Below are 15125 nucleotides of genomic sequence, written 5' to 3'. Positions count from 1 at the left end.
TTTAGCTGCCATTTATTTAGGGCTTGTAATAATAGTTACTGTAGGCATGTTTACTTTGGCTAAATCTTTAATTGATGTGCGTGTTGTCGCTTCAATATTTAGATAATTAGCGCTTTTATCTAAATTATAAAGTGATACAAATTCTGTTATTGGTAAGTTATTACATTGCAGTTTGTTGATGGCGGCTTTACTGGTACGTAAATCACGCAGTGTTGCACGCAATTTATAGGCTTTATTAGACGCAACAGCCATACAAGCCTGTGTACCTGGGCTTGTATCAGCAGCAACAAATTTTGCTGCTAAAGTTGGCGTTGTAATAAGTGCCGCGCTTAATACTAAGCCAGTATATAAAGTTGCTTTTAATATGTTCATAATTTATTCCTCATTATTTGCGGGTGCAGGGTAAGTATTAAACGAATTGAATAAAAAAGCTGTTAACCAAATGCAACAAGCTGTAAGCAAGTATGTGATTAATACACACTTATAATTAGATGTATGAATTAATAGCAATTTAAGTATGTTTTTTGACACACTTATATAAATTTTTTTATTACAGCTGATTTATTTTTTCAGGCTGTTATTATCGCCCCCATAATTTAGTCGTGTTTTTTTAGGAGCAACGGTGAGCAAAACGTTAGCCAGTTATTATCAGCAAGCATACGCTTGCGATCAGCAGCATTTTAACCAGTGTTTTTATTGTGGTTGTGAAGCAACAGAGCGCGACCATTGTCCACCATTGCATATGCTACAAAGCATTGTTGATTTAGGTGAAGAGGCTGACTTTATCTCTATCCCTGCGTGTTATGAGTGTCATGCACTTTTACATAACGAAAGACTGATGACGATTGATGAGCGTTTTACCAAGCTTAAAAAAAAGCTCTCAAATAAATATGCTAAACCACTGCGCGTTTATAACATGTGGGAAGAAAGCGAACTTGGCGACATTAGCGACGAGTTTGCCCATAGTATTCAAGCGGGTATGAAATTAGGAAAAGAAGCCGCTGAGCGTTTAGCCTTTACGGGTTTTAGCTATGCCACAGAAGATGCCAAAGTAGCTGTGCGTGAAAAAACGAAAGAGTTTGATGTAGAGGGCATGATATTTACCGACTTTAAAGAAGCGCTAAATTACTGCATTAATGATTTAAACGTACAAAAAAGTGACTTTTATAAAATTTTGGTTGAAGACTACCAAGGTGATTTTAATAAAGCATTGAGCCAGTATCGTCACCGTCATGACAAAGTAACTGCAGCTAAAGACGGTAATACACTTATTAAAGATTTTTCAAAGCTACATAAGCAAAACTCTGATTTTGTGACGCGTACGGTAAAGCACTTTATAAGCAAAGACCCCTCGCTTACCACCGAAGGTGCGCTTGAAAAGTTGTATAACAATTATATAAAGAAATAATTACAGATATTCATCTTAATTAACTGCGTTTTCACCTGTTTTTTTGGCTTTATTCCTTAGCTTTCGCTAAAGTAGCAAAAAAACAGGAGATCCAAACAACATGCAAAAATTTGCACCTTCTTTATTAGCAGTGGGCTTAGCTGCTGCACTTGTAGGTTGCCAAGAAAACGGCCCGCAAGACGATAAAATAACAATTAACAAAAACCCTTACCCAAGTACTTATCAGCCAGTTTCTACATCTAGCACATTAATTACCAATGCCACCGTTTTAACAGGTACTGGTGAGCGTTTAGATGAAACAGATGTATTACTTGTTGACGGCAAAGTACAACAAGTCGGTAAAGACTTAACAGCCACTGCTGATATTACAATTGATGCACAAGGCAAATGGGTAACACCGGGTATTATTGACGTACATTCACATTTAGGCGCATACCCAAGCCCGTCGGTTGAATCGCATCAAGATGGTAACGAAATGACCAGCCCTAACACTGCAGAAGTGTGGGTTGAGCATTCTGTCTGGCCACAAGATCCAGGCTTTAACCGCGCCCGCGAAGGCGGCATTACTTCTCTGCAAATTTTACCAGGCTCAGCTAACTTATTTGGTGGTCGCGGTGTTACGCTTAAAAATGTACCTGCACACACTATGCAAAGCATGAAATTTCCTGGCGCGCCGTATGGTTTAAAAATGGCATGTGGTGAAAACCCTAAACGTGTTTATGGTCGCAAAGGCGTGCTGCCTTCAACTCGTATGGGTAATATGGCTGGTTACCGTATGGCATGGGCTGAAGCTGCTCAATACAAACGTGCATGGGATAAGTACGATGCCGATTACGCGGCAGGTTTAAACCCAAAAGCACCAGTACGTGATATTAAACACGATACGCTACGCGGTGTGCTTGAAGGCGAAGTGATGATTCATAATCATTGTTATAAAGCTGAAGAAATGGCAATGATGATTGACCTGTCAAAAGAATTTGGTTACCACGCGGGTACTTTTCATCACGGTGTAGAAGCATATAAAATTGCTGACTTACTTGCCCAAAATGGTTCGTGTGCTGCACTTTGGCCAGACTGGTGGGGCTTTAAAATGGAAGCCTACGATATGGTACAAGAAAACGTGGCTATTGTTGATGCGGTTAAAAACTCGTGTGCAGTTGTTCACTCAGATTCAGATACTACTATTCAGCGTTTAAACCAAGAAGCGGGCAAGGTTATGTACCGCGCTAACGAAAATGGTTTTGATATTTCTGAGCAACACGCTATTAAATGGATCACGTCTAACGCTGCTAAATCGTTAGGTATTGATGACAAAACAGGTTCACTAGAAGCCGGTAAGCAGGGCGATGTTGTTATTTGGAATCAAAGCCCATTTAGTGTTTATGCTAAAGCTGAACAAGTGTTTGTTGATGGTGCAAAAGTTTACGATAGAAACGACAGCGCGTATCAAGCAGTAAGTGATTTTATGTTAGGTCAACAATAAGGAGCACCCAGAATGAAAAATTTATCACGTTCGTTTTCGCTTTCTCTGGTTGCTGCAGGATTATTAGCATCTGGTGCTGTAAGCGCACAATCGCTAGCAATTATTAATGCAACATTACATACGTCATCTGATCAAGGTGTATTAGAAGCGGCAAGCATTGTAATGACAGATGGTAAAATCACCGCGATTAACCCAACTGAAGTGAAAGCCGATAAGGTTATTGATGCAAAAGGTCAAATTGTAACCCCTGGCTTTATTGCAAGTATTAATCAACTTGGTTTAGTTGAAGTAAGTGCAGTTGCGGGCTCACGCGATGCAGGCGAGGATAAAGCCGGTATCGATTTTGACGTAAGCTTGGCTTACAACGCTCATTCAAGCTTAGTGCCTTATGCTCGTAAAGGCGGCGTAACACGCGATGTAATTACTCCACATGGCGGCGATAGCATTTTTTCAGGCCTTGCGAGTGTTGTTGATTTAAGTGGTAGTTTTGACAGCGACATACAAAAACAGGCCGCTTTAATTGTTTACTTAGGTGAGCGCAGCAAAGGCTCTCGTGCTTTTACTTTGCAAACACTGATTAATAAGCTTGATGAGCACAAAACTAAAGCTGGTAAAAAAGCCAAAAAAGATGATGACAAACCAAGTACTGAAGATAAAGTCATGGCAAAAGTACTCACTGGCGAAATGCCATTAGTGGTTGGCGTATCACGTGCGGCTGATATTATTGAGCTCATTAAAGTAAAAGAGCAATTTGGCATTAATTTAGTGCTTAACGGTGCGCAAGATGCTGTTGTAGTTAAAGAGCGCGTTGCTAAAGCAAATATCCCAGTGATCATTAGTGCAATGGATAGCTTACCAGGAAGCTTTGATTCGCTTCATGCGAGTTTAGATAATGCTAGTGTGCTTGAAAAAGCGGGCGTTAAAGTATTACTAACAGTAGGCGGCGATGCAAGCCACAACATTTATCAGCTACGTTTTGATGCTGGTAATGCTGTGTCGTACGGTATGAGCCAAGAAGGTGCGTTAAAAGCGGTTACATCAAACGTTGCTGATGTATTTGGTATTAATGCAGGTAGCCTTGAAGTTGGTAAAGCCGCTGATGTAGTAATGTGGAGTAATGACCCGTTTGAACTAAGCAGTCATGTGAGCAAAATGTTTATCAATGGGGTTGAGGTATCTACACAATCTCGTCAAGATAAACTGCGTGACCGCTATACGACAGATTCAAAAATGCCACGTGCTTATACCAACCCGCAATAATACTTAATCAATTTGAGGGATTAAATCTGACGGTAACTGCGTTAAAAATTTCTGATATAGAGCAACTAAATAACGAAATTTTTGCCTTGTTATCGACAAGATTTTCTTGCCTCAAAGTTGATCACTTAATTAAGCGAATTGGTATGATACTAAATAATTAATTAATTAAATAAATAAATTTAATTATTCAAAGGCCGCTATTTTATAAATAGCGGCCTTTTTTTAAAGTTTATACCAATCCGCAATAATACTTAATCATTTTGCGGGGCTAAACGTGTCGCTACCTGTGTTAAAAAATTCTCATTTACGACTGCATGGATGCAGAAGGTAGAGCAATGCAGGAGCAATTGCCGAGAACGACTAAATAGCAAATTTTTTGCCTAGCTATCAACACGTTTTTCCATCCTAAAAATAGATCACTTAATTAAGCGAATTGGTATCAGACATAAAAAAGCCGCTTACTTTTACAAGTAAGCGGCTTTTAAATTTAAACCAATATTTATACTAATTTAGCAAGAATATCGTTAAATGTAGTGCTTGGACGCATCGCTTTAAACGCTGCATCATCGTTAGGCTGGAAGTAACCGCCTAAATCAACTGCAGGGCCTTGCGCATCGTTAAGCTCACTTACGATTTGCTCTTTATTAGACTCAAGGTCGCTAGCAATTTGAGTAAACTGTGCTTTAAGTTCACTGTCATCACTTTGCTTAGCAAGTTCTTGTGCCCAGAATAAAGATAGGAAGAAATGAGAACCACGGTTATCAATTTCTTTCACTTTACGTGAAGGAGACTTGTTTTCAGCAAGGAATGTGCCTGTCGCTTTGTCTAGTGTATCAGCAAGTACTTGTGCCTTGTTGTTACCCGTAGTTACGCTAAGGTGCTCAAGTGATGCAGCAAGTGCTAAAAATTCACCTAAAGAATCCCAACGTAAGTGATTTTCTTTTTCAAATTGTTGAACATGCTTAGGTGCAGAACCACCCGCGCCAGTTTCAAATAAGCCACCACCGTTCATAAGTGGAACAATTGAAAGCATTTTAGCACTCGTACCCAACTCTAAAATTGGGAATAAGTCTGTAAGGTAATCACGTAATACATTACCTGTTACAGAAATCGTGTCTTTACCTTCTTTAATACGCGCTAATGAGAACAATGTTGCTTCAAGCGGTGCTAAAATTTGAATATCTAGACCAGCGGTATCGTGATCTGGTAGGTATTTGTTTACTTTTTTGATTAGCTGCGCATCATGTGCACGGTTTTCGTCTAACCAAAAAATAGCTGGAACGCCTGTTGCGCGTGCACGATTTACTGCAAGCTTAACCCAATCTTGAATTGGTGCGTCTTTAACCTGACACATACGCCAGATATCGCCTTGCTCAACACTGTGCTCAAGTAATGTATTACCATTTGCATCAACAACACGGATAGAACCGTCCGCTTTTGCTTCAAATGTTTTGTCGTGTGAACCGTATTCTTCAGCTTTTTGAGCCATAAGGCCTACGTTTGGAACGCTACCCATTGTTGTTGGATCAAACGCGCCATTTTCTTTACAAAAATCGATAGTTGCTTGGTAAACACTCGAGTAACAACGATCAGGAATTACAAAGCTAGTGTCTTGTAATTTACCATCGTTATTCCACATTTGACCGCTTGAACGGATTGCTGCAGGCATAGATGCATCGATGATCACGTCACTTGGTACGTGTAAGTTTGTAATACCACGGTCAGAATCAACCATAGCAATAGCAGGGCGGTTAGCGTAAACAGCTTGAATGTCTGCTTCGATTTCTTCGCGCTTAGCATCGTCTAATGTTTGAATTTTAGAATATACGTCGCCTAAACCATTATTTACATCAACACCTAGCTCTTCAAAAAGCTCACCGTGTTTAGCAAACACATCTTTGTAGAATACTTTTACAGCATGACCGAAGATGATTGGATCAGATACTTTCATCATTGTCGCTTTCATGTGAAGCGAGAATAAAACACCTTTTTCTTTAGCAGCATCAATTTCAGCAGCCAAGAAAGCTTGAAGCTTAGAAGCGCTAATGCTTGATGCATCAATTACTTCGCCAGCTAAAAGAGGTGTGCTTTGTTTAAGAACAGTAACGTCACCGTTAGTTGCAACATGTTCAATACGCACATCAGTGGCTGTATCTACAGTGACTGATTGCTCAGACCCAAAGAAATCACCTTCGCTCATGCTTGCAACGTAAGACTGAGAATCTTTGCTCCACGCACCCATTGAATGTGGGTTGTTACGTGCATATTCTTTTACAGAACCTGGTGCGCGACGATCAGAGTTACCTTCACGTAGTACTGGGTTTACTGCACTGCCTTTAATTTTGTCGTAAGCGGCTTGAATTGCTTTTTCTTCATCATTTTTAGGTTCAACAGGGTATTCTGGAAGCGCGTAACCTTTTGCTTGAAGCTCTTTAATTACAGCACGCAGCTGTGGAACAGATGCACTGATGTTTGGTAATTTGATGATGTTCGCTTCTGGTGTTTTAGCAAGCTCGCCAAGTTCAGCAAGTGCATCGCCAATGCGTTGTTCTTGTGTTAAATAATCAGGGAAGCTAGCAATTACACGACCTGCTAATGAAATGTCGCGAGTTTCAACTTCAACACCGGCCGCATTTGTATATGCTTGGATGATAGGTAGCAACGAGTAAGTTGCTAGTGCCGGAGCTTCGTCCGTTTTTGTATAGATAATTTTTGATGTCATCATCATTCCTAGATAGTCGACCGATAAGGTCTTATTCAACAATGCAAAGAAAATCATTACTAATGAGTAAATATTATTAAACAAGTTAATAAACACGTACGCTCGTAATGAATAGTTTGTTAGGTGTTGGTACTCAGCGTTGCTTTTTTATAAAAGCAGAATAGTCACACCTGACGAACTAGAATTGTATTTATAGCTAAAAAATCAACAAAAATAAATCAGCCTTTAGCCTAGTACATTTAAAACTGGCAAAAGTATGATAACTGTTGTGTTAATGCGCTGTTCTAGCATTAAGAGTGTAACAAGCTTAAATAAAAAGGGCCAGAGTATGAACGAGCTCAATACTCAGTTAAACAATTAACTCTTAGAACATTGGGGTATATAAAATAAATTCAAGGAAAAGGGTTGAATTTGGGCAAAAAGGGGCAATAAATAAGGGTGAAGAGATAAAAAGTATGCTTAAGGAATTAAGCGAGGATCTAAAAAGGTCACTCGCTTTAGTCGAACAGAACATTGTTCACTCTATAATGTCGCCATCAGGGGCAATATTTTTAGCGTGGAGGCCCTTAGGCCCTTGTTCTAATTCGAAAGTTACATCTTGACCAGCTTTAAGTGTTTTATATCCGTCCATTACAATAGTTGAGTAATGAGCGAAAATATCATTCTCGCAGCCGTCTTCTACGATGAAACCAAAACCTTTGGCGTTGTTGAACCATTTAACTTTACCGCAAGCCATACTTCTACATCCTTCAATAAGTTGACTAATTTAGTTATTCTAAACCGTATAATTTGCTAGACTGATTAAGGTTTAATCAATCTATGTTTGACTGTAGTTTATTTAGCCAACCAGTCAAGTGTTTTGAGTTATTTTTTTAACATTTTATTTATTTTTTATTCAAGTTTGCTTGAGTTACAAAGACAAGACTATATTTAATTATGAGTGGTATGAAAGATTCAGGTGTAATTGACACAGTTCGCGACAGTGAAAAGCAAAAGCTACAACCACCGCGAAAATATAAAGTTGTTTTAAATAACGACGACTACACGCCGATGGACTTTGTAATAGAAGTTTTAACGACGTTTTTTAATATGGATAGCGATAGAGCAACCGACGTGATGCTTCAGGTTCATGAAAAAGGTAAGGGTATTTGCGGTGTTTACAGCGCCGATGTAGCCCATACTAAGGTTGAACAAGTTAACCGCTACGCGCGTGATAACGAGCATCCACTGCTTTGTAGTTGTGAGCAGGAATAAATACCAATTAGGGTGATCAAACATCCGATTGTTGTGGTATAAATTATTATCTCAGTAAGGGGTTGCCAATGCTAAACAAAGACTTAGAACTCACATTAAATGCCGCGTTTCGTGAAGCGCGCACTCGCCGTCATGAGTTTATGACCGTAGAGCACCTTTTACTTGCGCTGTTAGATAATCCTTCAGCAGGAGAAGCCCTAAATGCGTGCGGTGTTAATCTTTCTGGCTTAAAAACCGAATTATTAGAATTTATTGACGAAACAACACCCGTCATCCCAGATCTAGAAGAAGAACGTGAAACTCAGCCAACGCTTGGTTTTCAGCGTGTATTACAGCGTGCGGTGTTTCATGTGCAATCGTCAGGTAAAAATGAAGTTACTGGCGTAAACGTGCTAGTTGCTATTTTTTCTGAGCAAGAGAGCCAAGCTGTTTATTTACTTAAAAAGCAAGATGTATCGCGTTTAGATATTGTTAACTTTATTTCACACGGTATTTCTAAAGCCGATGATGAGTTAGGGGATGACACCGATGATATTCATGAAGAAGTGCAAGAAGTACAAAATGAAGAAGCAAGCAAGCTAGACAGCTTTACAACCAACTTAAACGTTCAAGCACGTGAAGGCAATATAGACCCTTTGATTGGACGTGACAGCGAAGTAGAGCGCACGGTACAAGTATTGTGTCGTCGCAAAAAGAACAACCCATTACTAGTTGGTGAAGCAGGTGTTGGTAAGACAGCAATTGCCGAAGGCTTAGCGTATCGTATTGTTAACGAGCAAGTACCAGAAGTCATTGCTGATGCAGTTGTGTACTCGCTAGATATGGGGGCATTGCTTGCGGGTACTAAATACCGTGGCGATTTTGAAAAGCGCTTTAAAAGCTTATTAAAAGAGCTACAAGCACAGCCTGGGTCTATTTTATTTATTGATGAAATACATACCATAATTGGTGCCGGCGCAGCGTCTGGTGGCGTTATGGATGCATCAAACTTGCTTAAACCACTGCTTTCAAGTGGAAAGTTACGTTGTATGGGTTCAACAACTTACAATGAGTATAAAAATATTTTTGAGAAAGATCGTGCACTAGTACGTCGTTTTCAAAAAATAGATGTGCTTGAACCAAGTGTTGCCGATACCACCAAAATATTAAATGGCTTAAAAGAGCGTTACGAAGAGCACCATGGTATTCGTTATACTCAAAAAGCATTAAAAGCAGCAGCAGAGCTAAGTGCTAAATACATTAATGAACGCCACTTGCCAGATAAAGCAATTGATGTAATTGATGAAGCCGGTGCAAGTCAGCGCCTGCAACCTAGCTCTAAACGTAAAAAAACCATTGGCGTGGCAGATATAGAACTAATTATATCTAAAATGGCACGTATCCCAGCGCAAAGCGTATCGTCAACAGATAAAGAAACGCTTAAAAACCTAGACCGTAATCTTAAAATGCTTGTGTTTGGGCAAGATCAATCTATTGACGCGCTTACATCAGCTATTCGTTTATCTCGCTCTGGTTTATCAAGCGAAGAAAAACCAGTTGGCTCGTTCTTATTTGCAGGACCTACCGGTGTGGGTAAAACAGAAGTCACTAAACAGCTTGCTAAATGCATGGGTGTTGAGTTTATTCGTTTTGATATGTCTGAATATGTAGAGCGCCATGCTATAAGTCGATTAATTGGTGCTCCACCAGGATATGTTGGCTTTGAGCAAGGTGGTTTATTAACAGAAGCTGTTATTAAAAACCCACATGCAGTTGTACTTTTAGATGAGATTGAAAAAGCGCATCCAGACATTTATAACATCCTACTACAGGTAATGGATCACGGTACGTTAACCGATAATAACGGTCGTAAAGCCGATTTTAGAAATGTAGTTGTGGTAATGACAACTAACGCTGGTGTGCAAGAAACCACACGCAAGTCGATTGGTTTTACAGAGCAAGATCACACGCATGATGCAATGGGCGAAATTAATAAAGTATTCTCGCCAGAATTTAGAAACCGTTTAGATAACATCATTTGGTTTAATCACCTTGAACGTGAAGTTATTTTAATGGTGGTTGATAAATTTATTGTGGAACTGCAATCCCAGCTTGATAAAAAATCGGTTAACCTTGAGCTTACGTCTAAAGCACGTGAGTGGTTGGCAGATAAAGGCTACGATAAAGCAATGGGTGCACGACCAATGGCACGTGTTATTCAAGAAGAGCTTAAAAAGCAATTAGCTAACGAAATACTGTTTGGTGAACTTGTTGATGGCGGTACGGTTAAAGTATCGGTTAAAGACAAGAAGATTCGGTTTGATTACGAGAGTAGCTTAACACCAGCGTAAAACGTTAATTAAAAAGTTTAGTTAAATAAAATGGCTCGCTACATAATAGCGGGCCATTTTTTTGCCCTTTTTATAGGCAACAAAAAACCCAGTAAAAACTGGGCTTTTTGTTTATTAAATGTAATTGCTAGTCAATGTCTATCAATTACATTTAATAAACGCTTAAAGCTAGTAAAACACTAGCCAAAAACTAAATCTCGTTTACGCACTTACTTAGCGAGCACGGAATACGATACGACCTTTCGATAAATCGTAAGGAGTCATTTCTACCGTTACTTTATCGCCGGTTAAAATACGGATATAGTTTTTGCGCATTTTGCCTGAAATATGAGCCACAACTACGTGACCATTTTCTAGCTCAACTCGGAACATTGTATTTGGTAAAGTATCAAGGACTGTCCCTTGCATTTCGATTACGTCTTCTTTCGCCATGTTTAGCGTAACACCTCTTTAATAGTTAAACGCTGCAGATTTTGCCCAAAATACACCAATAAGTAAAGGCGCAGGGGCTATATTTGCAAATTAAATAGCCACCCACTCATCATTAAGCTGTTTTTGAGCTGGTAAAAACTGAGTTTTGTACTTCATTTTGTTGCATTCATCAATTTGATAGCCCAAGTACACGTATTGCTTATTTTGCTCTTTTGCAAATCTAAGCTGCTCTAATATCATCACAGAGCCTAAACTATAGTGTTCAAAATCGGGGTCGAAAAAGGTATAGATTGCAGAAATAGCGCTATTCATACAATCAGTTACGGCAACTGCGACTAAAGTATCTTGGTGCCATAGTTCAATAAATGTGATTTTGAGCCAACTGCAAAGTAAAAAGCTTTGAAACTGTTCTTTTTCAGGAGGATACATACTTCCATCCTGGTGACGCATTGTTATGTACTTACTATAAAGCGGATAGTACTCAGGTCGCTCTTGCGTCGAATATTTCACTTCAAACTGGCTTTTTGCTTTGTTTAGTTTACGTTTTTGCGATTTTGAGGGGATAAAGTCTTGTGCTAATACACGTACAGAATTACATGCACTGCATATTGGGCAATGCGGGCGGTATATTTGGTTACCACTGCGACGAAACCCTAAACCTAATAATGACTCAAATTTGTCGGTACTGTAGCAACTAGGATCTAGAATAACTAAAAGTTGTTCTTGTCTGTTGGGCAAATAACTACAGTCAAACTCTTGGGTTAAACCAACACGTGCAGGAAGTTGTTCATTCATAGATTGCGTCAAGTTCTTGTGGCTCCCACATAATAGGGTTAACGATATAGCTATGTGCAGCTTTTAGTTTAGTCAAAAATGTTGAGCGAGGAATTACTTGTGCACCGAGGGTCATTAAATAAGGGTTTTCTAACTGGCAATCAATAAAATGCGCATTGTGACGTTTAAGCCAATTTACCAGTGCCCACATCGCAAGCTTAGAGCAATTGGTTTGATGATGAAACATCGACTCGCCACAAAATACACCATTTTGCATAATGCCGTATAAGCCTCCTGCAAGCTCTCCGTTACTCCACACCTCTAAACTATGAGCAATGCCCGCATTGTGTGCATTAACGTAAGCGTTGAGCATGTCAGAAGTGATCCAGGTACCATCGGTGTCAAGGCGTTGATCGCGACATGCTTCTATCACCTCTTCAAAGGCATTATTAATGGTTACTCTCACAGGGTGCTTTTTTAAATGCTTACGCAGACTCTTACTTATATGAAAATCATCCAGTTCAAAAATCCCGCGTTCGCTCGGCGACCACCACATAATAGGCTCATCTTCACTAAACCAAGGGAATATTCCGCTTTTGTAGGCATTACTTAGGCGAGGTAAACTTAAATCTCCGCCAATTGCGAGTAAGCCATCAGGGGATTCTAATGCGTATTCCGGATTGGGGAATGCTATATCGTTTTCGCTTAATTGGTATAGCTGATTTCTCATACAGTACTTATCTTATAATTGATCGTAAAAGTGTAACTATATTTTAGGCATAAAAAAAGGGCTGAATAATCAGCCCTATAATAATTTATTTAATTGCTTATAAATTATCTAAGAAACGTTCTGCATCAAGGGCAGCCATACAGCCTGTACCCGCTGATGTGATTGCTTGACGGTAAATGTGGTCAGATACATCACCAGCAGCAAAAACGCCTTCTACACTTGTTTGAGTCGCGTTACCGTTCAATCCAGACTCTACAACTAAGTAGCCATCTTTCATTTCTAGTTGGCCAACAAACATATCTGTATTTGGCTTATGGCCAATAGCAATAAATACACCGGCTAAATCTAGTTCTTCAGTTGCATCAGAGTGTGCATCTTTAATACGAACGCCTGTTACACCCATTTGGTCGCCTAATACTTCGTCAAGCGTGCGGTTGTAATGCATTACAACGTTACCGTTTGCTGCTTTTTCAGCAAGGCGGTCTGCAAGTATTTTTTCACTGCGGAAACTATCACGACGATGAATAACATGTACTTCGTCAGCAATGTTAGATAAGTAAAGCGCTTCTTCAACCGCCGTATTACCACCACCAACAACCGCTACTTTCTGACCTTTATAGAAAAAGCCGTCACATGTAGCACATGCCGAAACACCACGGCCTTGGAAATTAGTTTCAGACTCTAAGCCTAAGTATTTAGCAGACGCACCCGTTGCAATGATTAACGCATCACATGTGTAAGTACCTTGGTCGCCAGTTAGTGTGAAAGGGCGCTTAGATACATCTACTTTATTAATGTGATCAAACACAATTTCAGTTTCAAAGCGTTCAGCGTGCTCTTTCATACGATCCATTAATGCAGGACCTGTTAAGCCGTGTGCATCACCAGGCCAGTTTTCAACTTCAGTCGTGGTTGTTAATTGGCCACCTTGTTGAATGCCTGTAATTAAAACAGGGTTTAAATTTGCACGTGCTGCATATACTGCGGCAGTATAACCAGCTGGGCCAGAGCCTAAAATTAGTAGCTTACAATGTTTTGCTTCAGTCATTATTTTTTCCTAAACGTTTAATACGGTCTTTAATGCGCTCGATTCTAAGAAAAACAAGGCAGAAGTAAACAAAATCCGAGATTATTTTTTTTAGCAAATCGAAAAGCTGTGCAGTATTGTGTACTAGAGATTGTGGCTTTTACGTTTAATAAAGTAAAGTAGCTCAATAAATAGACTAACAGGCAACAAAACAACGTTAATTCATGACCACTTTGATTTTTTTTGTTATGTTTTACCTAATTTTATTTGTCACTGATAAATCATGTGACCCAAGTGAATAGGCAACTATGTTATTTTGGCAGGAAAAACCCGCATTCGGGTTGACTTCAAAAGACGTTAACGTCTTAACCAATGCGCAAGATTACCGAACGCAATTGCTACGTTTGATCAGTAGCGCAAAAAAACGAATTTATATCACAGCGCTTTATTTACAAGATGACGAAGCAGGTCGCGAAATTTTAGAAGCTTTGCACCGTGTGTCATTAACAAACCCAGCACTTGAAATAAAAGTGCTGGTGGATTTTCATCGTGCGCAACGTGGTCTTATTGGTGCAGAGAAGTCTGACGGCAATGCAAGTTTATACTGTGACGATTTAGAAAAGTTTAAATCGAACGTACAAGTTTATGGCGTACCTGTAAAAGCTAAAGAATTATTTGGCGTATTGCATTTAAAGGGGTTTGTCATTGACGATACCTTACTTTACAGCGGCGCAAGCTTAAACAACGTGTATTTGCAGTATAACGAACGCTACAGACTCGATCGTTACTTTTTAATAACGCAGAGGGAACTGTGTGAATCAGTGGTTGATTTTATTGAGACAAAGCTAATTAGCTCCGTTGCTGTGCCACGCATAGACACACGACCGCTTAAACGTTTACACGACTTCAAACTTGACCAAAAGCAATTAATGCGTGATTTAAAGGCCGCCAGTTATAACGCAGCAGAGCAACTAAATACGCAAGCATTAGGTATTCGTTTATTTTTGGGGCTTGGCCGTCGTAATAACGAATTAAATCGTTTAATAAAAGCGTTATTTGATACCACAGAGCAAGAGCTTGTGTTGTATACGCCATACTTTAATTTTCCGGCGCCGCTTATGCGATCACTGCGCCGTTTATTAAAGCAAGGCAAACAAGTGACTATTGTGGTAGGCGATAAAACAGCAAATGACTTTTATTTACCGCCAAGTGAGCCGTTTAGTAAAATAGGGGCACTACCTTATTTATACGAAACTATTTTGCATAAGTTTGTAAAAACGCAAAAACGCCATATCGATAACGGCAATTTAAATGTGTATTTGTGGAAAGATGGAAGTAATTCGTTTCATTTAAAAGGTATTTGTTCAGATAGAACAAAACATTTACTGAGCGGGCATAACTTAAATCCGCGTGCATGGGGCCTTGATATCGAAAATGGTATTTTAATAGAAGATCCAGAGCAAACAATTATGGATGCCATTGATAACGAAAAGCATGAAATTTTACAACACTGTCGCCGTTTAACAGGCCCAGATGATTTAGAAACGATGGATGATTACCCGCAGCCAGTTAAAAAACTACTTGGCCAAGCTAAGCGTGTAAAAGTAGATTTTATAATCAAGCGTTTTATATAAATTCATTTTAAATCAGACACAAAAAAAGCAGCTAATTAGCTGCTTTTTTTATGAGTTGTAGTTAAGTTACT

The 15125-nt window shown here is 39.4% G+C and carries 13 protein-coding genes; 6 read left to right on the top strand and 7 right to left on the bottom strand.

The window, feature by feature from the left end; translation table 11 throughout:
- Positions 1–12: 12 nt before the first annotated feature.
- Positions 13–372 carry a DUF3718 domain-containing protein gene (locus tag LOS73_RS13080; RefSeq protein WP_007375658.1) on the bottom strand — a complete coding sequence of 120 codons (360 nt, stop codon included), beginning with the start codon at positions 370–372 and terminating at the stop codon, positions 13–15.
- Between the two features lie 250 nt (positions 373–622).
- On the opposite strand from LOS73_RS13080, the gene LOS73_RS13075 reads away from it, so the two are divergent.
- The 3 genes from LOS73_RS13075 (at position 623) to LOS73_RS13065 (ending at position 4151) form a co-directional block, all read left to right on the top strand.
- Positions 623–1408: a hypothetical protein gene (locus LOS73_RS13075; RefSeq protein ID WP_007375659.1), complete on the top strand. Its 786-nt coding sequence runs from the start codon at positions 623–625 to the stop codon at positions 1406–1408.
- Positions 1409–1508: 100 nt separating this feature from the next.
- On the top strand, positions 1509–2891 hold the full coding sequence (locus tag LOS73_RS13070; protein ID WP_457933801.1) for an amidohydrolase: 1383 nt from the start codon (positions 1509–1511) through the stop codon (positions 2889–2891).
- A 12-nt stretch (positions 2892–2903) separates the two neighbouring features.
- The gene (locus tag LOS73_RS13065; protein WP_007375661.1) at positions 2904–4151 is read left to right on the top strand and encodes an amidohydrolase family protein; all 1248 of its coding nucleotides are present in this window, start codon (positions 2904–2906) and stop codon (positions 4149–4151) included.
- A gap of 499 nt (positions 4152–4650) precedes the next feature.
- Here LOS73_RS13065 and LOS73_RS13060 read toward each other — a convergent pair whose 3' ends face one another.
- A complete protein-coding gene (locus LOS73_RS13060; RefSeq protein WP_457934966.1) occupies positions 4651–6873 on the bottom strand; it encodes an NADP-dependent isocitrate dehydrogenase in 2223 nt (740 codons plus the stop codon).
- 517 nt (positions 6874–7390) lie between these two features.
- Positions 7391–7609 (bottom strand): cold shock domain-containing protein CspD, encoded by a 219-nt coding sequence (cspD, locus tag LOS73_RS13055; protein ID WP_002962500.1) that lies wholly within the window; start codon positions 7607–7609, stop codon positions 7391–7393.
- A gap of 209 nt (positions 7610–7818) precedes the next feature.
- On the opposite strand from cspD, the gene clpS reads away from it, so the two are divergent.
- Together clpS and clpA are read left to right on the top strand one after the other, a co-directional pair.
- A complete protein-coding gene (gene clpS, locus LOS73_RS13050) occupies positions 7819–8127 on the top strand; it encodes an ATP-dependent Clp protease adapter ClpS (RefSeq protein ID WP_007375663.1) in 309 nt (102 codons plus the stop codon).
- Positions 8128–8195: 68 nt separating this feature from the next.
- A complete protein-coding gene (clpA, locus tag LOS73_RS13045; RefSeq protein WP_033030412.1) occupies positions 8196–10457 on the top strand; it encodes an ATP-dependent Clp protease ATP-binding subunit ClpA in 2262 nt (753 codons plus the stop codon).
- 213 nt (positions 10458–10670) lie between these two features.
- Here the strand turns inward: clpA and infA are convergent, their stop codons facing one another.
- From infA to trxB, 4 genes are all read right to left on the bottom strand, one after another.
- A complete protein-coding gene (gene infA / locus LOS73_RS13040) occupies positions 10671–10889 on the bottom strand; it encodes a translation initiation factor IF-1 (protein WP_002962494.1) in 219 nt (72 codons plus the stop codon).
- A 90-nt stretch (positions 10890–10979) separates the two neighbouring features.
- Positions 10980–11684 carry an arginyltransferase gene (locus tag LOS73_RS13035; protein WP_033015719.1) on the bottom strand — a complete coding sequence of 235 codons (705 nt, stop codon included), beginning with the start codon at positions 11682–11684 and terminating at the stop codon, positions 10980–10982.
- The gene (gene aat, locus LOS73_RS13030) at positions 11677–12393 is read right to left on the bottom strand and encodes a leucyl/phenylalanyl-tRNA--protein transferase (RefSeq protein ID WP_096793234.1); all 717 of its coding nucleotides are present in this window, start codon (positions 12391–12393) and stop codon (positions 11677–11679) included. The genes LOS73_RS13035 and aat overlap by 8 nt, the downstream gene beginning before the upstream one ends.
- A gap of 97 nt (positions 12394–12490) precedes the next feature.
- Positions 12491–13441: a thioredoxin-disulfide reductase gene (trxB, locus tag LOS73_RS13025; protein ID WP_007375668.1), complete on the bottom strand. Its 951-nt coding sequence runs from the start codon at positions 13439–13441 to the stop codon at positions 12491–12493.
- 287 nt (positions 13442–13728) lie between these two features.
- Here trxB and pssA point away from each other — a divergent pair, with 287 nt between their 5' ends.
- A complete protein-coding gene (pssA, locus tag LOS73_RS13020) occupies positions 13729–15054 on the top strand; it encodes a CDP-diacylglycerol--serine O-phosphatidyltransferase (RefSeq protein WP_457933800.1) in 1326 nt (441 codons plus the stop codon).
- Positions 15055–15125: the final 71 nt, after the last annotated feature.

The organism is Pseudoalteromonas sp. SCSIO 43210 (assembly GCF_054133285.1).
The sequence above is the reverse complement of the archived record's forward strand: the minus strand, read 5'-3'. Positions and strand labels throughout refer to the sequence as shown.